Annotated in this window: 19 protein-coding genes; 10 read left to right on the forward strand and 9 right to left on the reverse strand. The window is 72.0% G+C overall.

Annotated features, from left to right (window positions below; genetic code table 11):
• The first annotated feature begins 309 nt into the window (after nucleotides 1-309).
• On the forward strand, nucleotides 310-2,748 hold the full coding sequence (locus ACZ6QO_RS15000; RefSeq protein WP_465850990.1) for a GAP1-N2 domain-containing protein: 2,439 nt from the start codon (nucleotides 310-312) through the stop codon (nucleotides 2,746-2,748).
• A gap of 67 nt (nucleotides 2,749-2,815) precedes the next feature.
• Complete coding sequence (locus tag ACZ6QO_RS15005) at nucleotides 2,816-4,939, forward strand: TRAFAC clade GTPase domain-containing protein (protein ID WP_465850992.1); 2,124 nt, start codon at nucleotides 2,816-2,818, stop codon at nucleotides 4,937-4,939.
• A gap of 18 nt (nucleotides 4,940-4,957) precedes the next feature.
• Here the strand turns inward: ACZ6QO_RS15005 and ACZ6QO_RS15010 are convergent, their stop codons facing one another.
• Nucleotides 4,958-5,689, reverse strand: coding sequence for a hypothetical protein (locus ACZ6QO_RS15010; protein ID WP_465850994.1), 732 nt, complete (start codon nucleotides 5,687-5,689; stop codon nucleotides 4,958-4,960).
• Nucleotides 5,690-5,951: 262 nt separating this feature from the next.
• Between ACZ6QO_RS15010 and ACZ6QO_RS15015 the strand changes: the two genes are divergently transcribed.
• Nucleotides 5,952-6,749, forward strand: a complete 798-nt coding sequence (locus ACZ6QO_RS15015; RefSeq protein WP_465850996.1) for a hypothetical protein — start codon at nucleotides 5,952-5,954, stop codon at nucleotides 6,747-6,749.
• Here ACZ6QO_RS15015 and glnA read toward each other — a convergent pair.
• A complete protein-coding gene (gene glnA / locus ACZ6QO_RS15020) occupies nucleotides 6,709-8,070 on the reverse strand; it encodes a type I glutamate--ammonia ligase (protein ID WP_465850998.1) in 1,362 nt (453 codons plus the stop codon). The genes ACZ6QO_RS15015 and glnA overlap by 41 nt on opposite strands.
• 346 nt (nucleotides 8,071-8,416) lie before the next feature.
• Here glnA and ACZ6QO_RS15025 point away from each other — a divergent pair, with 346 nt between their 5' ends.
• Nucleotides 8,417-10,060, forward strand: a complete 1,644-nt coding sequence (locus ACZ6QO_RS15025; RefSeq protein ID WP_465850999.1) for an expansin EXLX1 family cellulose-binding protein — start codon at nucleotides 8,417-8,419, stop codon at nucleotides 10,058-10,060.
• 22 nt (nucleotides 10,061-10,082) lie between these two features.
• Here the strand turns inward: ACZ6QO_RS15025 and ACZ6QO_RS15030 are convergent, their stop codons facing one another.
• On the reverse strand, nucleotides 10,083-11,045 hold the full coding sequence (locus tag ACZ6QO_RS15030) for an ArsR/SmtB family transcription factor (protein WP_465851000.1): 963 nt from the start codon (nucleotides 11,043-11,045) through the stop codon (nucleotides 10,083-10,085).
• Nucleotides 11,046-11,342: 297 nt separating this feature from the next.
• Between ACZ6QO_RS15030 and ACZ6QO_RS15035 the strand changes: the two genes are divergently transcribed.
• A complete protein-coding gene (locus tag ACZ6QO_RS15035; RefSeq protein WP_465851002.1) occupies nucleotides 11,343-12,563 on the forward strand; it encodes an MDR family MFS transporter in 1,221 nt (406 codons plus the stop codon).
• Between the two features lie 260 nt (nucleotides 12,564-12,823).
• On the forward strand, nucleotides 12,824-14,614 hold the full coding sequence (locus ACZ6QO_RS15040; protein WP_465851004.1) for an NAD+ synthase: 1,791 nt from the start codon (nucleotides 12,824-12,826) through the stop codon (nucleotides 14,612-14,614).
• 65 nt (nucleotides 14,615-14,679) lie between these two features.
• On the opposite strand, the gene ACZ6QO_RS15045 is transcribed toward ACZ6QO_RS15040, so the two are convergent.
• Together ACZ6QO_RS15045 and ACZ6QO_RS15050 are read right to left on the reverse strand one after the other, a co-directional pair.
• A complete protein-coding gene (locus ACZ6QO_RS15045; RefSeq protein WP_465851005.1) occupies nucleotides 14,680-15,300 on the reverse strand; it encodes a TetR/AcrR family transcriptional regulator in 621 nt (206 codons plus the stop codon).
• A 7-nt stretch (nucleotides 15,301-15,307) separates the two neighbouring features.
• Complete coding sequence (locus ACZ6QO_RS15050) at nucleotides 15,308-16,819, reverse strand: MFS transporter (protein WP_465851006.1); 1,512 nt, start codon at nucleotides 16,817-16,819, stop codon at nucleotides 15,308-15,310.
• A gap of 445 nt (nucleotides 16,820-17,264) precedes the next feature.
• Here ACZ6QO_RS15050 and panB point away from each other — a divergent pair, with 445 nt between their 5' ends.
• Nucleotides 17,265-18,116, forward strand: a complete 852-nt coding sequence (panB, locus tag ACZ6QO_RS15055; RefSeq protein ID WP_465851008.1) for a 3-methyl-2-oxobutanoate hydroxymethyltransferase — start codon at nucleotides 17,265-17,267, stop codon at nucleotides 18,114-18,116.
• A gap of 474 nt (nucleotides 18,117-18,590) precedes the next feature.
• Here panB and ACZ6QO_RS15060 read toward each other — a convergent pair whose 3' ends face one another.
• Nucleotides 18,591-19,766: a trans-sulfuration enzyme family protein gene (locus tag ACZ6QO_RS15060; RefSeq protein ID WP_465851010.1), complete on the reverse strand. Its 1,176-nt coding sequence runs from the start codon at nucleotides 19,764-19,766 to the stop codon at nucleotides 18,591-18,593.
• A gap of 114 nt (nucleotides 19,767-19,880) precedes the next feature.
• Nucleotides 19,881-20,552 carry an NADPH-dependent F420 reductase gene (gene npdG, locus ACZ6QO_RS15065; RefSeq protein ID WP_465851141.1) on the reverse strand — a complete coding sequence of 224 codons (672 nt, stop codon included), beginning with the start codon at nucleotides 20,550-20,552 and terminating at the stop codon, nucleotides 19,881-19,883.
• 98 nt (nucleotides 20,553-20,650) lie between these two features.
• On the opposite strand from npdG, the gene ACZ6QO_RS15070 reads away from it, so the two are divergent.
• Together ACZ6QO_RS15070 and ACZ6QO_RS15075 are read left to right on the forward strand one after the other, a co-directional pair.
• The gene (locus tag ACZ6QO_RS15070; RefSeq protein WP_465851012.1) at nucleotides 20,651-21,235 is read left to right on the forward strand and encodes a hypothetical protein; all 585 of its coding nucleotides are present in this window, start codon (nucleotides 20,651-20,653) and stop codon (nucleotides 21,233-21,235) included.
• Nucleotides 21,236-21,622: 387 nt separating this feature from the next.
• The gene (locus ACZ6QO_RS15075) at nucleotides 21,623-21,883 is read left to right on the forward strand and encodes a CBU_0592 family membrane protein (RefSeq protein ID WP_465851014.1); all 261 of its coding nucleotides are present in this window, start codon (nucleotides 21,623-21,625) and stop codon (nucleotides 21,881-21,883) included.
• 190 nt (nucleotides 21,884-22,073) lie between these two features.
• Here the strand turns inward: ACZ6QO_RS15075 and ACZ6QO_RS15080 are convergent, their stop codons facing one another.
• Complete coding sequence (locus ACZ6QO_RS15080) at nucleotides 22,074-22,256, reverse strand: hypothetical protein (protein ID WP_465851016.1); 183 nt, start codon at nucleotides 22,254-22,256, stop codon at nucleotides 22,074-22,076.
• A gap of 105 nt (nucleotides 22,257-22,361) precedes the next feature.
• On the opposite strand from ACZ6QO_RS15080, the gene map reads away from it, so the two are divergent.
• A complete protein-coding gene (map, locus tag ACZ6QO_RS15085) occupies nucleotides 22,362-23,210 on the forward strand; it encodes a type I methionyl aminopeptidase (RefSeq protein ID WP_465851018.1) in 849 nt (282 codons plus the stop codon).
• Between the two features lie 64 nt (nucleotides 23,211-23,274).
• Here the strand turns inward: map and ACZ6QO_RS15090 are convergent, their stop codons facing one another.
• Nucleotides 23,275-25,083, reverse strand: a complete 1,809-nt coding sequence (locus tag ACZ6QO_RS15090; RefSeq protein ID WP_465851020.1) for an alpha/beta fold hydrolase — start codon at nucleotides 25,081-25,083, stop codon at nucleotides 23,275-23,277.
• Nucleotides 25,084-25,264: the final 181 nt, after the last annotated feature.

Raw genomic sequence — 25,264 nt, forward strand, 5'->3', positions numbered from 1 at the left:
CGACCACCCCCTCCACCCCGGCCGACGCACGCCCCCCCCACCCCCGCACGACCACCCCCTCCACCCCGGCCGACGCACGCCCCTCCCACCCCCGCACGACCACGGCCCCGGCCACCCCGGTCAGAGGGCACCCGCACATCGGCGCCGCGACGGCGAGAAGGTGTACGGCGATGCCGGCGCCGCCGTACGGCGGGTCACCCGGCCGCCGTGCCGCGGCCCTGCCGTGGCGAAACGTGCCGGCGTGGCGGGGTGCCCTGTGGCGGGGTGCTCTGTGGCGGGGTGCTCTGTGGCGAGGGGAGGTGGGCGGAGATGGCGTGGCAGTTGCACTACACCTCGGCTGAGGCGGGGCCCGCCGGACGGGCGGGGTTCCAGTTCGTGGCCGAGTCGCCCGGGCTGCCGCCGGGCCTCACCGGCAAGGTGGCCGCGTACCTCTCCTACCGGCCGCCCCCCGGCGCGCCGCTCGCCCCCACCCCTGAGCAGGTCGCGGCCCTGCCTGTCGCGCTGGCCTACGGGCCGGCCGGCTCGCGGTGCGTCCTCACCCGGTGCGTGTACCTCGGCCAGGACTACTCCGGCCGGTACGGCAACTACCTCGGCCACGCGGTCGTCGCCGACGCCGAGGAACTGACGGGCGTCCGGCCGGTCGAGTTCTGGCAGGCCGCGCTGTGGTCGGACGCGCCCGCGCCCGCCGGGACGCCCCTGCCCGCGCTCACCGACCTACCGCCGGGCGACCACGTGGACCCCGAGTCGCTGGCCGCCTGGCTCGCCGCGAGCGGCGAGAGCGCCTACGCCCGGCTCGGCACCCTCCTGCAGACGGTGGTCAGGGCGCTCTCCCAGGGCCACGGGCGCCTTGTGCTGGTATGCGCCGACGTGGAGGAGATCGTGCGCTGGATCGGCGTGATCTCCTACTCGCTGCCGTGGCAGGTCGCCGCGCGGGTGCCGTTCTGCACCTACAGCGCCGATCCGGCGGCGGCCTCGCAGCTCATCGTGGGGACGACCCCCGACGTGTGGCTGCCCGCCGACATCGACGCCGCCGTCGTCCGGCTGGACGACCCGCCGCCGGCGGCGGGCGTCCCGCTCGGCCGTTTCGCCCGCACGGTCGCCGACTGCTGGCGGCGCCTGGACCTCGCGGGCATCGACGCGATCGGCGAGCTGCGCCCGGCGGGCGACGCGGACCACGGCGGCGGGTTCCAGCCGGAGACCAGCGCGGCCCTGCTGGCGTTCTGCCGGGGCGACGACACCGTGACCTCCGAGGAGCAGGCGGCCGTCGCCCGAACGCTCTCGCCGGACCTGCCCGAGTGGGTCTGGGACGACCTCGGGCGCGTGTGCGACCGGATGGAGTACGAGCTCGCCTCTGCGGCGCGCGATGTCGCGCCCGCCGAGACCGCCGAGTTGTGCGCCGCCCGCTGCGCCGTCCTGGCCCTGCGCGACCCCGCGCTGCCGCCGCCCAAGCCCGCGGCCTGGCCGCGGACCCGTGAGACGTTGCGCCAGGATGCCGCCCGCGCGTTCGCGGCCGCCCGTGACATGGACGAGCTGCTGCGGGCGGCGGCCACGGCGGACGCGGTCGGCGCGCCCGTCGAGGAGGGGCACCTCGCCGCCGCCGCCCGTGCCCTCGCCCGCGACGGCCTGGGCGACCTCGGAGCGTTGCTCGACCAGGTGCCGCCGGACATGCGGGAGGCCGTGCTCGCCGGAGCGTTCCTCGGCCTGGAGGAGTCCGCCCCCGAGGTGCGCGACCGGATGCTGACCGATGTCGTGTGCGACCGGCTGGCGTCGCGCGACCTGTCGTCCGCTCCCCTGACCGGGACGGCGGTGCTCCTCGTTCAGGTGCGGCGCGAACGGATGCCCCGCGTGGAGGCCACCGTCAGGCTGGTCGACCTCCACCAGGCCGCGGCCGTCGCCCTCGCCGCCGCTTCCGCCACCGGTTCCGACGGTCACGCGGACGGCTCCGAGGGTCACGCGGACGGCTCCGCGGCCTTCGCCACCGGTTCCCCCGTCTTCGGCGCCGGTTCCGCCGCCGGTACGGCCGCGTCCGGGGCCGCCGGCGCGGGCGCCGAGGAGGCGGTGACGAGGGAACTGGACGCGGCCGTCCTGTCGGTGTGGGAGGAACCGCCCGGCAGCGCCGAATGCGCGGCCCTGGTGCACAGGCTCGGCGCCGCGATGGCGCGATCGTCCCACCTCAGTGACCTGCCCGCCCGTACGTTCCTCGCCGAGGGCGTCGAGGACCCCGCCGTGGTACGCCTGGCCGAGCTGGTGCGCGAGACGGTGCCCGGCTACCCCGCCGCGGACGCCGAGGTGGTCCTCCTGGCGGCCGGCGTCCGGGACGCCGCCGACGCGGCGAGCGCCGCGGCGGTGCTGCGCCGGCTGGAGGACCTGCGGCCGGAGGCCGACGCGGAGCTGCTGGAGGAGGCCCTCGCCGGCGCCGCCCGCGCCGTGGCCGAACGTGACCCGCGCTTCCGGGCGCAGGTCGTCACCGCGCTGCCGGCGCCCCTCCGGGACGGGCTGGTACACGCGTGGATGGACGGGCGCAGAACCCGGGACGAGCAGGCGGCCCTGCTCGAGGTCGCCGTCCGCCTGCACCTGGCGGACACGACGGTGCCCGAGCTGGACGCCTGGGCGAGGTCCCAGCTCACCGGCTGGTCGCCGTTCGGTTCCGCCGAGTCGCGCTTCAAGCACGATCCCGAGCTGGCCTCGGCGCTCAAAGAGATGACGAAGGGCCGGCGCGGCCGTCCGTGGCAGCGAGAGCCCCGATGAACGCCCTCCCGGCCCCGGCGTGCCCGCGCCCGGGCGACCGCGGTGGCGGGGAAGCGGGAGCGGACTGATGCCGGTCGTCGTGGTCTTCCTGATCGCCCTGTGGGGCGTGTGCATGTACTTCGGCTTCCTGTACGGCTTCCCGCTCGTGGCCGCGGCCACCCTGGCCGCCGCCACCCTGGCCGGGCTCGGCCACTACTTCCTGCGCGCCGGGCGGGTGCTGCTCCCGGTCACGGCGCGCGGAGCGTCCCCCGCCGTCGCGGGAACGCCGGAGGCCGAGGGACGCCGGGGCGCCGCGGAGGCGGAACGGGACCCCGCCTACCGCCATTACCTGTTCGGCCAGATGGCGCTCGACTGGTGGCGGACCCAGCGCTCGGCCGTTCCGGCGATGTGGCAGGCAGCCCGGCGCGCGGTCGTCGCGGTCACGCGGCGGCTGATGAGCCACGTGCAGGGCTTCTTCGTCTTCCCCGTCTGGCTGGGCCTCGTCGTGGGCGTCGCTGCGGCGGCGATCCCGCTGGCCGCCGTCGCCGCCGCGCTCACGGCCGCGTACGCGCTGGTGGGGGTGGCGGCGCTGCTGCTGTGGCTGGCCTGCCTGCTGATGCTGCTCGGCGTGGAGACGGTGTTCATGCGGGTACGGCGGATCCTGCAGACCTGCCCGCACCCCCAGTGCTACTCGCGCATCAGCCTGCCCGAGTACGCCTGTCCCACCTGCGGTCTGCGGCACCGGCGCCTCACCCCGAACCTCGACGGGGTCTTCCGGCACGTGTGCCGGTGCGGCACCCGCCTGCCCACGGCCATCGTCCTTGGCCGCTTCCGGCTGCCGGCGTACTGCCCCGTGTGCGGGCGCGCGCTGCCGTCCCGCATCGGCAGGGCGCGCATCGAGCCGCTGCCCTTCGTCGGCGGGCCGGACGCGGGCAAGACGACGTTCATGGTGCTGGCGATCAACGCGTTGCACCGGCTGGTGAAGGACGCGCACGGCCGGGCGGGCTTCGTGGTGGAGGGCGACGAGATCGCGTTCGCCCGGCTGCGCCAGGAGCTGCGGCGCGGCAAGGTGTCCAAGACCACGACGCGCGCGCCGTCGGCGACCATGGTGGACGTCACCCTGCCCGGCTCCCGCGCCCGCAGCGGCAACCGCATCCTGTACCTGTTCGACCCATCCGGGGAGGGGTTCACCGGCGCGACCCAGGTGGAGGCGATGAGCTACCTGGAGCACGGCGAGGCGATGCTGATCGTGGTGGACCCGTTCGCTCTGCCCTTGGTGCAGCACGGCCTCTCGGACTCCGAGCGGCAGGCCCTCCAGCGTGCGGGCGTCGTCCTGTCGCCGGAGGATCCTTCCGACACCTTCCAGCGGGTCAGGAACGAGCTCGCCGCACGGGCCGACGGCGGGCGGCAGAAACGCGTCGCCGTGGTCGTCACCAAAGTGGACTTGCTGCGTACGACGACGGTGGGTCACGACGCCGACCGGCTGCCCGAGTGGTTCGACGGCGTGGGCCTGGGCAACATGGTGCGCGATCTGGCCAAGACGGCGGCCGAGGTGCGATACCTGGCCTCGGGCCTGCCGGCCGACGACGCGGCCATCGCCGGGCTGCTCGCGTGGCTGATCGGCCTCCCCCTGCTCGGCCTTCCCCTGAACGGCGCCCGCTCCGCCGGCCACGAGCACCCGGCCGCCACGGCCGGAGGCTCCGGCGCCGAACGGAACTCCGGCGGGAACGCCGAACCCCACCTGGCCGGCGGACCGTCCACGGCTTACGGAAGCCTTCCGCATGACGGCGGCCCCGGCGCACGGCGCTCCCGCGCCACCGACCTCCTCGACAGGCACGACGCCCCCGACGGAGGCGGCTCCCCGGCCGACCGTAACGCCCGTAGCGGCCCGCCGGCCCCGTACACGACGACCGACGCGCACACGAAGGACGACCCGAGCACGAATGACGACCTGAGCACGAAGAACGACCCCGGCGGGCAGAACGGTCCCGGCGCGAAGGCAGGTCCGGACACCGAGGACGAGGCCGAGCTGACGACGACGGACCTGCGCGGTCCGTGGGCGCCGAGCAGGGGCGCGGAGGACCGCGTGCCGCTGACCTACCGGCTGCTGCGCTGGTCGGTCTTCGGCGCCGCCACCCTGCTCGGCGCCGGCGTCCTTGCCCTGCTGGTCGTCTGGGCCGTCTCGCTGGTCCGCGCGGGCCTCAACCTCTGACCCGCTCCGGCGGGACGGTCAGGCGGGGATGATCCAGGTGGCCTTGGCGGCGGCCACGAGGGTGCCGTCGACCTCGTAGACCGCGCTCTCGCCGAAGAGCTTGCGTCCTTCCCGCCCGGTGGAGCGTGCCACGACCGAGTAGGTGCCGTTCGGGTACACGCGACGGAAGATCTGCGCCGTGATGCGTCCGAGCAGGCCGGGGCCGCCGGCGTGGGCGTTGGCCCAGCCGGACGGGCAGTCGAGCGCGGCCCACACCAGGGCGTCGGGGACGACGCCGTCGTCGGTCACGGTCATCGGCACCCGCCAGCCGGCCGCCACCAGGTCGGCGCCCTCGACCGGGCCGGGGAAGATGCGCAGGCCGTCGCCGGGGTCGCGCAGGCCGCAGACGAAGCACCCGGGCGCCGGGTGGGGGCCGGTCAGCCCGGCGAACCCCGCCTCGGCGCGGGCCGCGTCGATGAACGGCACGAACGGCGGCGGCGTCACGTCCAGCGCCACGGGGATGGCCTCCGCGAGCAGCCGGCCCTCATGGGAGAGCGACGCGGAGTTGGCCATGTGCCCGACGACCAGATCGGTGTCCAAGGGAACCGGCCGGTGCAAGGTGACCTCTACCGCGTGCGCGCACTCGGGCATGTCCGCGAGGGTCGCGGCCAGCGTCCCGGCGACCCAGCCACCGTTGGCGATGCCATCGGGGCCGCGGAAGCGGGCCGGTACGGTGAGAGCGGTCTGCACACCTGTGGACGTCGTTGTCATGCGGTAGCACCCCCCATGTTTGCTCCCAACAGGAGCAATAGACCGTAAATTCCGTTAGATACCGCCAGATTTTATCTGTACTGCTTTGATCACCATCACACCAGCCACCGATGACCTGGCCGTTAGCGTCGAGTAACGGCGGCGTGACGCCGCAGGGAGCATCGTCCGGACGTGCCCGCCCGCATGGCCGCGCTCTTGACGAAGATCGCCCCGATGGGTACCTCTTGATGGTCACGGCGGACCGCCTCCGGGGGTGCGAACGGTGGATCCACTCACGCCCCTTCTGGGAGGGGCGGAACTGGTACGCGGGCGGATGTCCTTCTACCTCAGCCTGCAGCTGCCCAGCGCCCTGGCCCCGGGACTGGTGGTCCTCACCGAAGGCACCGTGCTCGTCAACCAGATACGTCACGAGGAGACCCTGGAGGCACTGGCGGGCGCCACCGGCGTCCTCGGCGTGATGGTCGCCATCTCCGCGCTCGCCGCCGCCTTCGTGCTCGGCTACATCTGCCGTGAGCTGACGTTCAAGCTGGTGGCGCGGCTGGAGCGCCTGAAGTTCGTGCGGCGCAGGTACCGCGTCGGGTCGCAGGACCGGCTGCAGGAGTGGTTCGCGCCGGAGGACCTCGCAGAGTGCTTCCGGGCGCACCCGCATCTCGGGCGATGGCAGGAGACGCACGAGCCCCTCAAGGAAGGCGGCGAGAGCGTCGTCCAGACGGGCGAGGCGGCCGCCGAGACGGGACGCACGGCCGCGGAGGGCGACCCCGGCGCCGTCCGGCGGGCCGACGCGGCGAACGGCCCCTTCCACCCGACCGGCGGCTACCACACGGGAGATCCCCAGTACTACCGGTTCGTGTACAGCAAGCTCTGGTTACGGGCGTACGCGCCCCTCTACAGCGTCGACAAGACAGATGTTCACCAGCGGATCCGCGCACGGCGGCGCGGCGGCGGCAGGGGGCCGGCGACGTGTCGTCGCGGCCCCCTGCCGGCCTGCCCTCGACGGCTCGCGCGCCGCCGGACCGCGATCAGAGCACCGGCAGGTAGCGGCCCAGTTCGAACTCGGTGACCTGGCGGCGGTACTCGTGCCATTCGGTGCGCTTGTTGCGCAGGAAGTAGTCGAAGACGTGCTCGCCCAGGGTCTCGGCGACCAGTTCGCTGCGTTCCATGGTGGTGATGGCCTCGTCCAGGCTCTGCGGCAGCGGCTCGATGCCGAGGGCGCGCCGTTCGGCGGAGGTCAGCGCCCACACGTCGTCCTCGGCGCCGGGCGGCATCTCGTAGCCGCCCTCGATGCCCTTCAGGCCGGCGGCGAGGATCACCGCGTACGCCAGGTAGGGGTTGCACGCCGAGTCCAGCGAGCGGAACTCGACCCGGGTCGAGTTGCCCTTGTGCGGCTTGTACATCGGGACGCGCACGAGGGCGGACCTGTTGTTGTGGCCCCAGCTGATGTAGCTCGGCGCCTCACCTCCGAGCCCGGCGATCGCCTCGGCCCCGCCCCACAGCCGCTTGTAGGAGTTGACCCACTGGTTGCAGACTGCGGTGATCTCGGCGGCGTGCCGGAGCAGGCCGCCGATGAAGGACCGGCCGATCTTGGAGAGCTGGTAGTCGGCGCCCGGCTCGTAGAAGGCGTTGCGGTCGCCCTCGAACAGCGACATGTGGGTGTGCATGCCCGAACCCGGATAGTCGGTGAAGGGCTTGGGCATGAACGACGCCCAGATGCCCTGCTCCAGCGCGACCTCCTTCATGACCAGCCGGAAGGTCATGATGTTGTCGGCGGTCGTCAGCGCGTCGGCGTACCGCAGGTCGATCTCCTGCTGACCGGGGGCGCCCTCGTGGTGGCTGAACTCCACCGAGATGCCCATGGCCTCCAGCATCATGATCGCGTTGCGGCGGAAGTCGTGGCCCGAGCTGTGCGGGGTGTGGTCGAAGTAGCCGCCCGAGTCGATCGGAACGGGCTTCTCGTCCCCCTCTGGGCGCCCCTTGAGGAGGAAGAACTCCACCTCGGGGTGGGTGTAGAAGGTGAAGCCCATGTCGGCGGCCTTGGCCAGCGTGCGCTTGAGCACCCAGCGGGGGTCGGCGTGCGAAGGCGAGCCGTCCGGCATGAGGATGTCGCAGAACATGCGGGCGGCGCCCGGCGTCTCGCTGCGCCACGGCAGTATCTGGAACGTCGACGGGTCGGGCTTGGCGAGCATGTCCGACTCGTACACGCGGGCGAAGCCCTCGATCGCCGACCCGTCGAAGCCGATGCCTTCGGCGAACGCGCCTTCGAGCTCGGCGGGGGCGATCGCCACGGATTTGAGGAACCCGAGCACGTCGGTGAACCACAGCCGGATGAACCGGATGTCGCGTTCTTCGAGCGTACGGAGCACGAATTCCTGCTGGCGGTCCAAGGCATCCCCTTCTGCCGGACGGTGTTCGGACACCATCGTCGTCACGCTGAGCCAGTTCCTGAGTCGGCGGAAGACATGTCTGGTCATCTACCAGTCTGCCCGCTTGGTGTTTCGCACACGTTACGCGGGTCCGTAGTGAGCCGCGACGCCAGGACCCGCAGCCTGCATCCACCGCCCGTCGCCCGTCACCGACCGCTCGCCGCGCCTCGCGCGCCTCGGTCACCGAATGCCCGTCGATCGGCATTCCATCCCCGACACGGGACAAGACCAGCCTGCGGTTGCTTAATGTGACAGCATGGTGCCGTTCCGCATTCGACAAGGCCGACGTCCGGCGAGGAGAGCGCACATGGAGGCGGATCGGCGCCACGCCAGGCCCGCGACCCTGCGGCGATGGCCACGGCCCTGGGTGAGGGCCGCCCACGAGCGGCCGACGGCGGCGCCGCACGACCCGCCGCGGGTCCCGCGGGCGGCCGGCCGGCAGCGGCTGCTGTGGGCGCTCTCGATGGGCACCGCGCTCACGATGGTGGCGCTCGGCGCCCAGGCCGGCCGCAACGCCGCCTGCGCCGCCGCCGCGCCGGGCCCCGACCGGCCCGCGGGCCTGCTGCGCATGCTCGGCGGCGGCTGCTCGCTCTCCGGAGCCGTGCACGACGACCTGGTCGTCGCGGTCTCCCCCGTCGAGTACGCCGGCTCGGCGGCCTGCGGCGCCTATCTCGACGTCACCGGCCCGCGCGGCGCCGTCCGCGTGCAGGTCGTCGACGAGTGCCGGTCGTGCGCCGCCGGAGAACTCGACCTCAGCCGCCCGGCGTTCGCCCGCATCGCCGGTCCCGGCCACGGGGTCGTCCCGGTCGGCTATCACCGGGTGCGCAACCCCGCCGTGCCACGGCCGGTGGCGTTCCGCCTCAAACAGGGCTCCTCCGCCGCCTGGCTCGCCATCCAGGCCGTCGACCACGGCAACCCGCTGCGCCGGCTGCAGATCTTCCACGCCGGGCGCTGGCGCGATCTGTCCCGTGCGTCCGACAACTACTGGGTGATGCGCGGCGGGGCCGGCTCCGGCCCGTACACCGTCCGCATCACCGACGTGTACGGGCAGCGTCTGGTGGCGACAGGCATCGATCTGCTCCCCGGCGGTCTGCAGCGCACCACGCGCCGTCTGTACGGCCCGGCGGCCGCCTCGCCCGCTCCGCCGGCGTGGGGAGCGACGGCGCGGCGCACGTCGGGCAACGCGCCCTCGCGTCTGGGTGGCGCGCCGTCCCGCGTGGGGAACCCGGCCTCGCGGGCACCGGGAGCCTCAGGGGCGGGGGCCTCGGGGCCGTCCGGTGCCACCTGGTCTTCGCGCGAGCGCGACGGGCACACCGGGCTCTGGAGTGGCGGGCAGGGCAGCGGCCCGGCCGGTCCCACCCGCCCGGCGGACGGCGCGCCCGGGAACGTCCCCCCGCATGGGGAGGACGCCACCGGGAAGCCCCGCCCCGGCGACCATGCCACCGGAAACGGCGCCACGGGCAACGGCGGAGACGGCGGTGGAACGCCCAGAGACGCCGGTGGCACGAAGGGGGCGACCGCCAACGGGACCCCTGGGAACGCCGGTGGCGCGAAGGGGGCGACCGCCAACGGGGCGACCGGGGATGTCCGCCCGGGAGGCGTCCCCCGTGCGGGCGGAGACGTCTCCGCGGCGGGCCGGTCCGGGAACGCGGCCGGGTCCGGCGGCTCCTCAGGCGCCACCGGGCCCCGGGACGCACTGCAGGCGGGGGCAGGCCCGGACGGCGCGGCGTCCGCCGGGGGGCTTCCCCCCGGTTCCGCTCCGGCCGGTGGCACGGCCTCAGGGGGGATGCCGGGTGTGGGCGGGAAGTCCTCACGGGCCGTGGCCGAAGGGCCGGGGCGCGAGAACGGCGCCGCCCGGGGCACCTTGGACGTCTACCCCGGCGCCGCGCGTCCCGCGGCCGGCCGTGCTCCCCTCGCCGCCCTGCCCTCCGTCCGCCCCTTCTTCTGCTGACCCCTCAGAACATGATGCCCTTTCAGGGGGTGCCGGCGAGGGTGTCGCCGGTGGGGGTGCGGCGGTAGAGCACCTCACGGCCGAGACGCCTGCGGACGACCAGGCCGCTGGCGCTGAGCACGGAAAGGTGCTGCGACACCGCGCCGGGCGTGAGCGCCATCCGCCGGGCCAGGACCGTGGTCGAGGCGGGATCACGCAGTGAGAGCAGCAACTGGGCGCGGGTCTTGCCGATGAGCGCGGCCAGCGCGCCGGGCGCCGGAGGCGGCCCCGCCTCCCACAGCGTGCCCACCCCGCGCGCCGGGTAGACGAGCATCGGCTGGTAGGGCTCGGACATGACGGCGGTGTCGGGCCAGCGGAAGGCGCTCGGCACCAGCAGCAGCCCGTCCCCGCCCAGGTCGCCCGTGTGGCACCACTGCCCGCCGGTCGTCAGCCGGTCGCCCTCCCACCGGACCGAAGGGTGCAGGTCGGCGAACAGCTCCTTGGCCCCTCCCGCGGTCAGCCGCCGGGTGCGCCACATGAGATCGGCCTCCAGCAGCCCGTGCACGCGCGGCCAGAACTCGGCCAGGGCGATCTCCCAGTATGCGGCGAGGGTGTCGGCGACGCGGCGCACGCCCGCCGCCGGGTCGGCCTGGAAACGTGCGATGGCGGTGGAGTCCGGCGTCCTGACCCATCCGGCCTCCTCCGCGGCCTTCTCCGGCGGCGTGTCCCGCACGCGGGCCAGCTCGGCGGCGAAGTCGGGCAGCGGGGTGTCCGGCGGCGGGGTCAGGAAGTCGGCGATGTACCCATAGGTGGGCGCCAGGGCGAACAGCTCGGACAGGTCGACGGCGCCGAGGCGCGGTACGACGGCCCGCAGCCACGGCAGGTGGACCGAGTGGCGGGCAGGGGCGCGCAGGACGCGCAGGCTCGCGACCAGTTCCCAGATCGGAGAGAACGCGAACCGCAGACGGGCCAGGTCATCGGCCTCGAAGCGCCACTCCACACCCACGGGCCCCCGCCCTCCACCATGTCAAAGCACCGTCCGGACGTCCGCGCGAAACGACGCCACCTGACCAGCACCGAGCCACGCCACATCCACCATCGCGAAACGACGCCACTAATCCCAACACGAACCCACGAACCCATGCCCCACCCGCCCGCGACGCCCCCCGACGCCAGGTCGTGCCGCATCCACCCGCCCGAAGCGACGCCGCCCCCGGCAGCAAGCCGTGCGATCTCGGCGTGAGGTTTTAGTGCTGCCTAAAAGATTGGCACCGGCCGGAGACGATGTCCAAGGGTTATCCCCGTGACCAGCGTTATCACCGACAAGCCCTCCCTCCTCCAGGCCAGGATCGGAGGGTTCCCCCGTGCCTTCTGGGTGCTCTTCGGCGGCACCTTCATCAACCGGCTCGGCACCATGGTCGAGCCCTTCATCGGCATCTACCTGACTCAGTCCCGTGGGCTGTCCCTGGCCGCGGCGGGCATGGTGCTGGCGGTCTTCGGCGTCGGCTCTCTGATGTCGCAGCTCGTCGCGGGCTGGCTGTCGGACCACGTGGGCCGCCGCGCGACCCTGACCGGCGGCATGGTCGCCACGGCGTTCACCATGATCGCCCTCGGGTACAGCACCTCGCTGCCGGCGATCATCGCGGCGATGGCGGTGCTGGGCATCGTCGTGGACGCCTACCGCCCGGCCTCCCAGGCGCTGATCGCCGACCTGATCCCGGCACACGACCGGCCGCGCGCGTTCGGGCTGATCTTCTGGGCGATCAACCTCGGCTTCGCGGTGGCGATGGTCGCGGGCGGCATGCTGGTCAGGTCCGGTTTCATGTGGCTGTTCTGGATCGACGCGATCACCTCGCTGGTCTTCGGTGTGCTCGTGTGGCGGGCCGTGCCCGAGACCCGGCCGCGCAGGACGCGGGAGTCCGGCGGCTTCGGCGATGTGCTGAAGGACCGGCTGATGGTCACGTATGTCGCTCTGACGTTGCTGTACACGTTCGTGTACCTCCAGGCGTACACGACGCTGCCGCTCGCGGTCACCGCCTCCGGACTGCCCGCGTCCGTCTACGGGTTCGCGATGGCGGTGAACGGCCTGCTCATCGTGGTGGTACAGCCGCTGGTCGGGCACTGGCTGGCCAAGCGCGACGTCAGCGGGACGCTGGCGCTGGGCATGGCGGTGTGCGCGCTGGGGTTCGCGCTCACGGCGTTCGTGTCCACCCCGGCCGGGTACGCGGTCACCGTCGCGATCTGGACGCTGGGCGAGGTGATCACCGCGGGCATGGCGGGCACGGTCGTCGCGATGCTGGCTCCGCCGCATCTGCGCGGACGCTACAGCGGCCTGTCGGGATTCGCCTGGTCGGCCGGCGGCCTGCTGGCCCCGTTGATCGGCACCCGGCTGCTGACCGTCGGGCAGGAAGCGTTGTGGATCACCGTCGGCGCGCTGGGGCTGCTGGCCGCGCTCGGGCAACTCGCGATCGGCCCGGCCATCCGCCGCCGCGCCGCGACCACCACGGACGTCGCCGTCTCCTGATGACGGACGACGTCCGGGAGTGAACCGCCCGGCGCGCGCCGTCCTGCCGGTCGGGCGCGGCGGACCCGTTGGGCGGAGGCTCGCCGGACGCTCGGGCCCCTACGCCGGTTCGAGGCATTCTCCGATCGGTTCGTGAACGAATTGCCGGGTCTGGGCGGCGGAACATGACCTGGAGGCGTCCGCGCGAGTGGGCCGGCGGTTATCCACAGGGAGCGATCCGGTCCGTTCGCCGCGGCGTCGTCACACGTAAGGTGGGGACCGTGCCTCAACTGCGAATAGCCCTCGCCCAGACCAACCCGTCGGTAGGCGATCTCTCCGCCAACGCCGGCGAACTCGTCGAGTGGACGCAGCGAGCCGCAGATCGCGGCGCGCACCTGGTCGTGTTCACCGAGATGTTCCTGACCGGCTATCCCGTCGAAGACCTCGTGCTGCGCACGTCCTTCGTCGACGCCTCGATCGCGACGCTCTCGGCCGCCGCCGCCCGCCTGGCCGACGAGGGGCTCGGCGAGCTGCCGGTGGTCGTCGGATACGTCGACCGATCAGGGGTCACGCCGCGCGCCGGGCAGCCGAAGGGCGCGCCGCTGGACGCCGCCGCGCTGCTCCACCGAGGCCGCGTCGTCACCAAGACAGCCAAGCACCACCTGCCCAATTACGGCGTCTTCGACGAATACCGCTACTTCATCCGCGGCGACCGGCTGCCGATCTTCCGGCTGCACGGCGTCGACGTGGCGATCGCCGTCTGCGAAGACCTCTGGCAGGACGGCGGTCCGGTGGCCGCGGTGGGCCAGGCGGGCGCGGGGCTGCTCGTGGTGCCCAACGCCTCGCCGTACGAGCGGGAGAAGGACGACGTGCGGCTGGCGCTGTGCGCCGACCGCGCCCGCGAGGCCGGGTGCGCCCTGGCCTACGCCAACCAGGTCGGCGGCCAAGATGAGCTGATCTTCGACGGCGACTCCATCGTGGTGGACGCCACGGGTGAGGTGGTCGCGCGGGCGGGCCAGTTCCGCGAAGAGCTCCTGGTCGCCGATCTCGAACTGCCGCTCGCCGACCCGACGGCCGCCCCGGGGTCCTTCCCCGTGGACGCCGGGGACGGCACCACGATCACGGTCGAGCGGCTCCAGCTCTCCGTCGACCCGCTGCCCGCCTACACCCCGGAGCCGGCGACGATCTCCCCCCGCCTGGACGACCTGGAGGAGGTCTACTCGGCGCTGGTCCTCGGCGTGCGCGACTACTTCACCAAGAACGGCTTCCGGTCGGTCGTCCTCGGCCTGTCCGGCGGCATCGACTCGGCGCTGACCGCCACCATCGCCGCCGACGCGGTCGGCCCCGAGCGGGTCCACGTCGTCCTGATGCCCTCCCGGCACTCCTCGGACCACTCGGTGAGCGACGCCCGTGACCTCGTCGAGCGGCAGGGGCTCAACTCCCGCCTCGTCCCGATCGAGGGCATCGTCGACGCCTTCGAGAAAGAGGTCGACCTCAGCGGCCTGGCCGCCGAGAACCTCCAGGCGCGCGTGCGGGGCATGCTGCTGATGGGGTTGTCCAACGAGCACGGCCACCTGGTGCTCACCACGGGCAACAAGAGCGAGCTGGCCACCGGCTACTCCACCCTCTACGGTGACTCGGCGGGCGGGTTCGCCCCCATCAAGGACGTGCTCAAGACGACGGTCTGGCAGCTGTCGAACTGGCGCAACGCGCAGGCCGGCCGCGAGAGCGAGCTGCTGCACCGCTTCGACGTGCCGCCCATCCCCGAGAACTCCATCACCAAGGAGCCGAGCGCCGAGCTGCGTCCCGGCCAGCGGGACACCGATTCACTGCCGCCCTACGACGTGCTCGACCGGCTGCTCGCCGACTACGTCGAGCACGACATGGGCAAGGCACAGCTGATCGCCGCCGGTCACGACGCCGAACTGGTGGCCAGGGTCATCCGCCTGGTCGACCTCGCCGAGTACAAGCGCCGCCAGTATCCCCCGGGCCCCAAGATCACTCCGAAGAACTTCGGCCGCGACCGCCGGCTTCCCATCACCAACCGCTGGCGCGAAACCCCCGGCTCCTGACCCGAACCCGATCGCGGGCGGGGGAGGTACGCACCACCCCCACCCACCACTACAGGAGGTCCGGATCAGGGGGTGCGGTTGTCGGGGCGTAGGCCGGTGAGGACGTGGTCGGTGATGCGTTCGGCCAGGTCGGCCGGGAGGTCGTCGTCACCGTCACGCCACTTGGTGAAGAACATCATCGCGCCGGTGAGCGCCGCGATCGCCACTTCGACGTCCACGTCGGAGCGCAGTTCGCCGGAGGCCACGCCCCGCCGGATGACCGACCGCAGGGCCTCCCGCCTGGGGCGCACCACGATCTCGCGGAAACGTTCGGTCAGGTGAGGGAAGCGGTCGGACTCGCTCAGCGCGATCTTCATGATGCAACGGGTGCGCGGATGGTGACTCTCTTGCTGCATCACCGACAAGAACCGGATGACGTCATCACGCACGGACCGGCCCGGTAGCTCGGGTATCGGAGCCTTCAGGCTGGCGAGCGCGTCGACGACGAGCTCTTCCTTGTTGGCCCAGCGCCGGTAGATGGTGGTCTTCCCGACCCCCGCCCGTCCGGCGATCGCCTCGATGGACAGCTCGGCGATACCGGTGCCCTCACCGATCATGTCGATGGCGGCATCGATGATCGCCTTCTCGGCCTTCTCGCTGCGGGGACGGCCCGGCGTGCGTACCGTCCCCGTCTGCTCAGTCACCATGGTCAGATCACACTACTGCCGGTTCCTTGCTTTCCGATCGCTCCACTGGGGTGATGCCCGCGTTCTTCCCGGGTAGCCACTTGGCCACCACCGCGGCGCCGATGAGGGCGACGACCGCGCCGGAGATCGCGGCGACGTGCATGCCCCCGACGAAGGCCTCCTTTGCCGGTTCGACGAGGGCGGCTCCCTTGGGGCCGAGCGACTGGGCGACGCCCAGGGTCGCCGTGATCGACTCACCGGCCGCGTGCCGGACGTTATCCGGCAGGACCGACAGCGTCCCGGCCATGTTGTCCCGGTAGCTGGCCGACAGCAGCGAGCCGAGGATGGCGACGCCGAGCGCGCCGCCCACCTGCCGGATCGTGTTGGTCATCGCCGAGCCGACGCCGGCCTTCTCCCTGGGGAGGGAGGACATGACCGCCTCGGTGGCCGGCGGGTTGATGTTGGCCATGGCCGCTCCCTGGACGAAGCCCAGCACTTCGAAGAGCCAGATCGGGGTGTCGACCTGCAGCAGCGCGTAGCAGGCCAGCGTGCCCGCCACGACGAGCATGCTGACGGTGGCGACGACCTTGCCTCCGAACCTGCGGACCATCTGGGCGCTGAGCGGCGAGAAGATGAGCTGCGCCGCCGCGAACGGAAGCACGAGGGCGCCCGCCTGCAACGGGCTGTACCCCTTGACGATCTGCAGGTAGAACGCCAGGAAGAACATCACGCCCATCATCGCGAAGAACACCAGGCCGACGCTGGCGACGGCCGTGGAGAACCTCGGGATGGCGAAGTAGCGCACGTCGAAGGCCGGATGAGCCGTCCTGCGCTCGTGCCAGACGAAGGCCGCGAGCACCGCGATGCCGGCGAGACCGGGCGCCCACACCTCGGGGTCGGCGACGGTGCCGAGTTCGCCGCCCTTGATGATGCCGTAGACGACGCCGACCAGGCCGACGATCGACAGCAGCACGCCGACCGGGTCGAGCTGGGCCTTGTCCGGGTTTCGCGACTCCGGCACCAACAGGAAGATCAGCACGGAGCTGACGAGCACGACCGGCACGTTGATGAGGAACACCGAACCCCACCAGAAGTGCTCGAGCAGCAGACCACCGGTGATCGGGCCGATGGCGACGGCCAGGCCGACGCCGCCCGCCCAGATGCCGATCGCCTTGGCGCGCTCCCGCGGCGCGAAGACGTCAGCGATGATCGCGAGCGTGGCCGGCATGACGGCGGCGCCGCCGAGGCCCATCGCGGCCCGCGCGAAGATGAGCTGCGTCGGGTCCTGCGCGTAGGCGCTGGCCAGGGACGCCAGGCCGAACAGCACCATGCCCACCTGAAGCATGCGCTTGCGTCCGAACCGGTCGCCCAGCACGCCGAACGTGAACAGCAGACCGGCGAAGACCAGCGTGTAGGAGTTGATCGCCCACTCAAGCTCGCTCTGCGTCGCGCCGAGCCCCGCCACGGGGTCGGAGATGACCTTGAGCGCGACGTTGAGGATCGTGTTGTCGAGAACGATCGCGAGCAGGCTGAACATCATCACGCCGAGGATCTGCCATCGGCGTGGATGTCCTGTCGTTTGTTCCACTTCTTCCCCCAGGGATCGCCCCGTGTGGGCGATTACGATACGATTTAGTTTCGCAACGCCACCGTAGCGCTTCGATATTCGATACGCAACCGTCCCGTTTCGATAATCAACGACCGTCAGCGACGGTTCGCAACGGTTCACAACACGGCGTAGCTCACATCTCCCCCGCCCGACGTGTGGCCCCGTCTCCCCCGCCCGGGCGGGCCCGATGCACCGGACGAGGCCTTCCCCGGACGGGTATGGGTGATCTTCCCGAGTACGGGTAGGCGCCGGGAGGTGCGGGGATCGCACGGGGATGAGGAGGGGGGCTCCGGGTGTTGCCACCGTGGTCAGACGTGCGATGATCTGACCGTCCGGGGACGCCACAAGGGCGCCTCGAGGCTTGGAGGGATCAACGATGTCCTCTACGTCACGTATTGCCAGCTCGCCGACCGCGCTCTACGGCGGCCAAGCTGGGCGCAGGGTCACCGTCCGCGACATCTCGGCCGCCAAGGAGCGCGGCGAGAAGTGGCCGATGGTCACCGCCTACGACGCTATGACCGCCAAGGTCTTCGACGAAGCCGGCATCCCCGTCATGCTGGTGGGCGACTCCGCCGCGATGGTGGTCTACGGCTACGACTCGACGCTCCCCGTCTCCGTCGACGATCTGATCCCGCTCACGGCGGCGGTCGTCCGCGGTTCCTCGCGGGCGATGGTGGTCGCCGACCTGCCCTTCGGCTCCTACCAGTCATCTCCGCAGCAGGCCCTGGAGTCCGCGGCGCGGTTCCTCAAGGAGGCCGGCGCCCACGCGGTCAAGCTGGAGGGCGGCCGCCGGGTGCTCCCCCAGGTCGAGACGCTCGTCTCGGCCGGCATCCCGGTGATGGGCCACCTCGGCCTGACCCCGCAGTCGGTCAACGTGTTCGGCGGGTACCGCGTGCAGGGCCGCGGCGAGTCCGGCGAGCAGCTCATGGCCGACGCCAAGGCTCTGGAGCACGCGGGCGCCTTCGCCGTCGTGCTCGAATGCGTGCCGACCGACCTGGCCGCGCGGGTGACCGCGGCCCTGTCGATCCCGACCATCGGCATCGGCGCGGGCCCGTCGTGCGACGCCCAGGTGCTCGTCTGGCAGGACCTCATGGGTCTCACCCCGCAGCCGGCGAAGTTCGTGAAGAAGTACTTCGACCTGGCCGGCGAGATGGACCACGCGGTCCGCGCGTTCGCCGACGAGGTGGTCTCCGGAGCCTTCCCAGCCCCCGAGCACAGCTACCGCTGACCCCTGCCACCCCATACCGGCTCCCCCGAATCCGGCTCCCCCGGATTCGGGGGACGCGGATCCGGTGCACTCGAATCCGGTTCACCCGTGCCCGGCCGATCCGGCCGGGCACGGTCCCGCCGCCCGCGCCCGCACCACAGAGCCGGCGCGTCCCAGCGCGGTGACCGCTCATCTTCGCCGCGTGCGCTTCCTCCCGTCCCTCCGATGGGGGCATCCCATCGGCGTCCGGCCGGCGGGACGGCCGACGGTGAAAGTCCAGGACGGCGCCTGCTGCAGGTACATGGTCGCCGTGATCCCTTGCGCGGTGGCCGCTTGACTTCGTCTACGCGCTCGCTCCCGCCCTGGGGATGAGGTCCCCATCGGCACCGGGGCGGTGGGGCGGTGGGCGGCGGAGATCGGCGCCGTTCTACGGCGGGGACTCGGTGCATCTTTCTGATCAACTCTGGTCAACTCTGGTCAACTCTGGTCATCGCATCAGGCTTCGAGGGCCTGGAGGAAGTCGGCCCACAGGTCCTCGGGGTGCTCGATGCCGACCGCCACCCGTACCGTGCCCTCGCTGATCCCCGACCGCTCCAGTTCCTCCGCGGTCAGCGTGCGGTGCGACGTGGTGGCCGGATGCAGGATCAGCGTCTCGACGCCGCCGAGCGATGGGGCGAGCAGCGCCAGCCGTACCGAGCTCATGAACCTCTCGCCCGCGGCGCGGCCACCGGTCAGGTCGAAGGAGAACACGCCTCCGAAGTCGGGCAGCAGCTTGGCCGCCAGCTCGTACGACGGGTGCGAGGACAGCCCCGGCCAGTGGACGGCGTCGACGGCCGGGTGCTCGGCCAGCCGGGTCGCGAGCAGCCGGGTGTTGGCGCAGTGGCGCGCCATGCGCAGCGGGAGGGTCTGCATGCCGCGCAGCGTCAGCCAGGCGGCGAAGGGGTCGAGGGTCGCGCCGAGCTTGGTCGCGTACGACCAGACCTTCCGGTAGAGCGCGTCGTCGGCGAAGACCGCGATTCCGCCCAGCACATCGCTGTGCCCGCTCAAGTACTTCGTCATGGAGTGGACGACGATATCGGCGCCGTGCTCCAGCGGCCGGCACAGAACGGGTGAGGCGAAGGTGTTGTCCACCACCGTGATCAGCCCGGCCTCGCGGGCGATGGCGCACATGCCGGGCAGGTCGGCCACCTGGGTCATCGGGTTGGCGATGGTCTCCAGGTACAGCAGCTTGGTCTCCGGACGTATCGCCGCGCGCGCGGCCGCCGGGTCGTCCTGCGGGACGTAGGTCACCGAGACGCCGAACCGGCTCTCCAGATCGGCGAACGAGGCGGCGGTGCCGCCGTACAACGCCGTCTGGGCGATCACATGGTCACCGGGCTGGACCAGCGCGAACAGCGTGGCATTGATCGATCCCATGCCGGAGCCCGCGGCCACGGCGCCGACGCCGCCCTCCAGGCCCGCGACGGCCTCCTCCAAGGCGCGCACGGTGGGATTGCTCAGCCGCCCGTAGACGAAGGCGCCGTCGGGACGGCCCATGCCGTCGGCGAAGACGGCCGGATCGTCGAAGACGAACCCGGAGGTCTGGTACAGCGGCACCGCGATCGGCGTGCTGCCGTTCAGCGGCGGGTTGGGCAGGTGGACGGCGCGGGTATCCGGGTGCAAGAAGCTCATGCTGTCAAGAATGACCGGAAATAGCACCATTTGTCAGATCTGCCCGCGCGTTGTCCGCAACCCGCCTACAAGGAAGTGGGAGAGGAGGCACGCGGGCGGATGGGACGCCGAGGATCAGACGTCGGTGATGCGCAGGCCGGCGTGGGCCTTGTAGCGGCGGTTGATGGAGATCAGGTTGGCGGTGAACGCCTCGACCTGCCCGGCGTTGCGCAGCCGCCCGCCGTACACGCCGCGCGCGCCGGGGATCCGCGACGCCAGCGCCTGCACGGTGTCGGTCGCCTCGCGGTCGTCGCCCAGCACCAGCACGTCCAGGTCGATCTCGGCCACGGCCGGGTCGAGCAGCAGCACGGCCGACACATGGTGGAAGGCGGCGACGACGCGGCTGCCGGGCAGGACCGCCGCCGCCTGCTGCGCCGCGCTGCCCTCCTCGACCTCCAGGGCGAAGGCCCCCCGCTTGTCGAACCCCAGCGGGTTCACGCAGTCGACGACGATCTTGCCGGTCAGCTCCGAGCGCAGAGACTCCAGAATGGACCGGTGCCCGTCCCACGGCACCGCAACGATGACGATGTCGGCCCGGGTCGCGACGCTCGCGTTGTCCGCGCCCCGGATCGGCAGGCCCGCGCCGAGGCTGTCGGCGGCCTCCTGTGCCCTGGAAGCGTCACGCGAACCGATCAGGACGTCGTGCCCGGCCACGGCGAACCGGCGGGCGAGCCCCTTCCCCTGGTCCCCCGTGCCGCCGAGGATTCCCACTGACAGGCCGCTGACGTCCAGTGGTGCATCGCTCATCATGTGGCCGATCTCCTCGTTACGCTCATGATTCTTCCGATCATGCCAGGTGTTTCTATCCGGGACGGCGGCAGGGGCGATGATGCACCATGGTGGCCATGGACGCTGCGTCGGTGGCCTTCCTCCGGGAGGTGCTCTCCACCACCCGCTGGGTGGAGCGCACCCGCGATCTCGGAGCCTTTCTCCGCTCTACCCGCACGCCCGGAGGGCTGCTGCTGGTCGGCACCCCGCAGGTGGAGCCGTGGCACCTGGCCGCCCACCTCGACGACGAGGCGCGCATGTCCGGGCTCGCCCAGCTCGCCCCCACGCTGGTGCGCTGGTCGCCGCCGCCGGGCGCCCCGCCCCACCTCGCCGTCGGCATCGACCGCATCGAGGCCGCGCGCCGTGGGGAGACCCTGTTCGTCGTCGCCGAGGAGAAGGCGCCCGTGCCGCTGCTCGAACGCGTCGACGACGCCCGGCGCACGGGTGCGACGATCCTCGCGCTGGACGGCGGCGACCCCGAACTCGAAGGTCTCGCCCATGACGCGCTCGCGGTGCCGTCCCAGGACGGGCTGTTCACCTTCGACGCGGCGCAGCATCTGGTCAGCATGGCCGCCGGGGAGGGGCAGCGTTCGGGCGGCAGGCTGATCGACCGCCTGGCCCGCCTCGCCGAACGCATCACCGGTCCCCGCATCCCCGACTGAGCCCTCGGGCCCTTTGGGCCGACATCACCCGAGAAAGCGCGATCGGCGCGGACATCGGGCGGCGAAACATACTTCCGCAGAGGACGCGGTTCCACTCGCGTCTGAAGCCTGCCCAACCATGTCGCATCCTTCGCCCGCGCCCGGAGCAAAGCTGGCCAGAACCGGGCGTAGCCTATCGAACGACACCTGTTATGCGGCGTGAGCTGGGGAAACGCCGCCGCCGTCCCGGCGGGGACCGTGTCACCGCGAGGCGCCGGCACGAACACGGATAGGGGACCGAGTTGCACTGGATCAACCCACGGCTGACATCTCCGGAAGACACGGCCATCCCGCGCCGCGGTCATCTCATCGCCAGGCCGCCCCTGAGCCGCGCTGGGGCATGAGGCTGTGCCGCTCCTGATCGACATTCTCGGCATGCTCGGCGCCGGGGTGCTGCTGTACGCCTACGCCATGCTGTCGATGCAGAAGTTGTCCGGCGACAGCCTCGTCTACCAGCTGCTCAACCTCGGCGGAGCGATCGCCCTCATGATCAACTCCGCCGTTCATCTCGCCTGGCCGTCGGCCCTGCTCAACCTCGTCTGGTGCGGCGTCGGCGCCGTCACCATCTGGCGCCTCGTGGTCACGCGCCCCTGGAAGCGCCAGACCTGATCCACATCCCGCTCATCGCCGGATGTGATCCACATCCCGCTCACCGCCGGATGTGATCTGCATCCCGCTCACCGCCAGACTTGATCTACATCCCGCTCCTCGCCGGATCTGATCTGCGTCCCGCCCGTCGCCGGATCTGACCTATGTCCCGCTCCTGCCGGATCGGGTGACGCCTCGCCTCTCGCCGGATCTAGTCTCCGTCCCAGTCCTTGTCGGCGTCCTGCCAGCTCTTGTTGCGTGCGGCGGCCGTCTGCAGCGCCGCCGCCGCCTCGTCACGCGTGGCGTAGGGACCCATGCGGTCCTTGTTCGGACAACCGTCGTCCGGCTCGACCGCCAAGTGCTTCAGGCAGAACCACCACTGGTCGGCGCTCATGTGCTCTCCTTGCCTCACCGGGATCTACCAGAATGCCCGCAGAACGTGCGGCGCGCTCGCTGTCAGGCAGATCCTGCCCGCTTGCCGCCGAACTAGACTTGCCGCATGACGACACTGCTCCGGCCAGGACGGCTCTCGCCCACCCGCAAGGTTCCCGCCCACATCGAGCGCCCGGAGTATGTCGGTCGGAAGACCCCCCGCCGCGGCGAGTCCGACGTGCAGACGCCCGAGACGATCGAGCGCATGCGCGTCGCCGGGCGCATCGCCGCCCAGGCGCTCGACGAGGTCGGCCGGCACATCGCCCCCGGCGTGACCACCGACGAACTCGACCGCATCGGGCACGAGTTCCTCTGCGACCACAACGCCTACCCTTCGACGCTCGGCTACCGCGGCTACCCCAAGTCGCTGTGCACCTCGATCAACGAGGTGATCTGCCACGGCATCCCCGACGACACCGTCCTCAACGACGGCGACATCGTCAACATCGACATCACCGCCTACATCGGCGGCGTGCACGGTGACACCGACGCGACCTACCTGGTCGGCGAGGTGGACGAGGAGTCGCGCCTGCTGGTAGAGCGGACGCGCGAGGCGATGATGCGGGCGATCAAGGCGGTCGCCCCGGGGCGTCAGCTCAACATCGTGGGACGGGTGATCGCGGCGTACGCCAAGCGCTTCGGCTACGGCGTGGTGCGCGACTTCACCGGGCACGGCATCTCGACCTCCTTCCACTCGGGCCTGATCGTCCCCCACTACGACGACCCGTCTCTGTCGGTCACGCTGGTGCCGGGCATGACGTTCACCATCGAGCCCATGCTCACGCTGGGCACCATCGAGTACGACCTGTGGCCCGACGGCTGGACCGCCGTCACCAAGGACCGCAAGCGCACGGCCCAGTTCGAGCACACGATCGTCGTCACCGACAGCGGCAGCGAGATCCTCACCCTTCCCTGACCCGCCCCACCGCTCCACCGCTCCACACCTCCGGTCGTAGCCCCGTCACCGCCGCCACCTGTGCTCAGAGGTACAGCAACCACCACAGGAGCAGGGTGACCGCGGCGGCGACCGGTGCGGCGGTCTGCCAGCGCAATCGGCCGCGGAGCAATGCGGCCACGCTCAGCGCGGCCGACAGGGCGGCCACGGTGCCGTACCACAGGATGGCCGAGGGTATTCCGACGCCGAGCGCGGTCTCGTTGGACGCAGCGGCGCCGTAGAGGCCGACCACGGTCAGCAGCGTGAACGTGACCCCCGCGAAGCCCGCGACCGTGGTGAGGCCCACGACCGAGGAGACCCTTCCCGCGGCGCTCTGCCGGACCAGCGCCCGCGACCCGGCCGCGAGCTGGCCGACCGACGTCACGAGGAACAGCGCGAACGGGATGAGCAGCCACCAGGCGCCGCGGCTGAGCCGGTAGACGACCGGGGTCACGTGGAAGTCCCCCGGACGGCGGATCTGATGCGGAGCCTGGCGTGGATCGCAGGGCGCCGCCGCCCGAGGGTCGGCCACGAACGCCGAGATGGTCTGGCGCCCGCACCCGCTCGACAGGAAGACGGCATGGCCGACCCCTGCGAACTCGACGAACCGGGCGCCGGGCAGCGCCTGGGCGGCGGCCCTCGCCTTCGCGGCCGGCGTCGCGGGATCGAGCTCGCCGCCCACCACCAGCACCGGCACGCCCAACGGCATACGCGGCCCCGCCACGTCGCGCCGGGACGCTCCGCGGGTGGCGGTCGCGGACGACGAGGGGGGCAGGCCCCAGGCGTCGCAGACCGCCTTGTCGCCCACGACCGTGAACAGGTGAGGGTCTCCCCGATCGGGGAAACCGTTGAAGGGCGCCTCGTCCTGGCACATGACCGCGTAGTAGAGGCCGAACTCGTGCGACAGCAGCCCGCCGCCCGCCTGGTCGGCCAGGACCTGCAACGGACGATCGTCGCCGCCGGCCACGGCGTCCACGAGGGCGGGCACGACCGGCAGGACGTCCACCTCGTGCATCGCCTCGCCGAGGATCGTGGCCACATCGTCCCCGGTCAGCCGCAGGATCAGCCCGCGCCCGTTGAGCGGGTCGGTGGTGCGGACCCGCGCCGGCCGCTCGTTCAGCCGCCGCACCATCGCCGCGAACCGCCCGGGCAGCCCCGGCCAACGACGGGCCAGCGACCTCAGGGAACCCGCGAGACCGGGGACCGCCTCGTCGTACCAGCGGGTCAGCGGCGGGAGGAAGGAATCGAGGACGACCGACCGTGTGCCCTGCGGATCGGCCTGAGCCGCGGCCAGCATGGACCTGGTCGAATAGCTGACCCCGAACAGGTTCCAGCGGTCGTAGCCGAGCGCGTGCCGCAGGTCGACGACATCGGCGGCGATCTCGGAGGTCACGTAGCCGCGCAGGTCGACCCCCTGGCCGGTGAGCCGGTCACGACACGCCGCGGCGCCGGAGGCCATGCGTCGGCGTTCCGCCGGATCGGCGGGCCCGCCGGGCGTGCTCAGGGTGTCGAGAAGGGCGCGGGAGATCTCGGGGCAGTCGAGGCGCGGCCGGGACCAGCGGCTGCCGCGCTGCTCCAGAACGACGACATCTCGGTCGCGGCCGAGGCCCATCTGGGTGAGCCGGCCGGTGAGCTGGATCGAGGCCGAAGCGGGACCGCCGCTGGTGTAGACGACGGGATCGGGCTTGCGGTCGGCCGCCGTGGAACGATGAACGGCGTACATCACGCGGATCTGCCGACCGCCGGCCGCGTCTCTGCGCTCGGGCACCACCAGGAAGCCGCAGCGCGTGCCCGACGGCACGGGCACCGGGCAGGCCGTCTCCTCCACGCGAGGCCCGCCGGATCGGTCCTCCACCTGAGGCTCGCCGGATCGCCGCGCGGCTGCGGCGGGGTGGGGACCCACGACCGTGGTCAACAGGACGGGGACCGCCACGAGCAAGGTGAGGCCCATCGCCGGCCAACGCCGCATCGACTGCGCGAAACCGCGGGACGGCCGGCTCATGCGGTCGCCCCAGCGGCCCGGTAGCACGCGATCA

The organism is Sphaerisporangium sp. NPDC049457 (assembly GCF_055586705.1).

Coding starts and splice junctions, on each gene's coding strand:
- ACZ6QO_RS15010 (WP_465850994.1), bottom strand. CDS start 5,689: ATGACAACGACGTCCACAGGTGTGCAGACCGCTCTCACCGTACCGGCC.
- ACZ6QO_RS15045 (WP_465851005.1), bottom strand. CDS start 15,300: ATGGTGACTGAGCAGACGGGGACGGTACGCACGCCGGGCCGTCCCCGC.
- ACZ6QO_RS15000 (WP_465850990.1), top strand. CDS start 310: ATGGCGTGGCAGTTGCACTACACCTCGGCTGAGGCGGGGCCCGCCGGA.
- ACZ6QO_RS15050 (WP_465851006.1), bottom strand. CDS start 16,819: ATGATGTTCAGCCTGCTCGCGATCGTTCTCGACAACACGATCCTCAAC.
- ACZ6QO_RS15005 (WP_465850992.1), top strand. CDS start 2,816: ATGCCGGTCGTCGTGGTCTTCCTGATCGCCCTGTGGGGCGTGTGCATG.
- map (WP_465851018.1), top strand. CDS start 22,362: ATGACGACACTGCTCCGGCCAGGACGGCTCTCGCCCACCCGCAAGGTT.
- panB (WP_465851008.1), top strand. CDS start 17,265: ATGTCCTCTACGTCACGTATTGCCAGCTCGCCGACCGCGCTCTACGGC.
- ACZ6QO_RS15060 (WP_465851010.1), bottom strand. CDS start 19,766: ATGAGCTTCTTGCACCCGGATACCCGCGCCGTCCACCTGCCCAACCCG.
- ACZ6QO_RS15080 (WP_465851016.1), bottom strand. CDS start 22,256: ATGAGCGCCGACCAGTGGTGGTTCTGCCTGAAGCACTTGGCGGTCGAG.
- npdG (WP_465851141.1), bottom strand. CDS start 20,552: ATGAGCGATGCACCACTGGACGTCAGCGGCCTGTCAGTGGGAATCCTC.
- ACZ6QO_RS15025 (WP_465850999.1), top strand. CDS start 8,417: ATGGAGGCGGATCGGCGCCACGCCAGGCCCGCGACCCTGCGGCGATGG.
- ACZ6QO_RS15070 (WP_465851012.1), top strand. CDS start 20,651: ATGGACGCTGCGTCGGTGGCCTTCCTCCGGGAGGTGCTCTCCACCACC.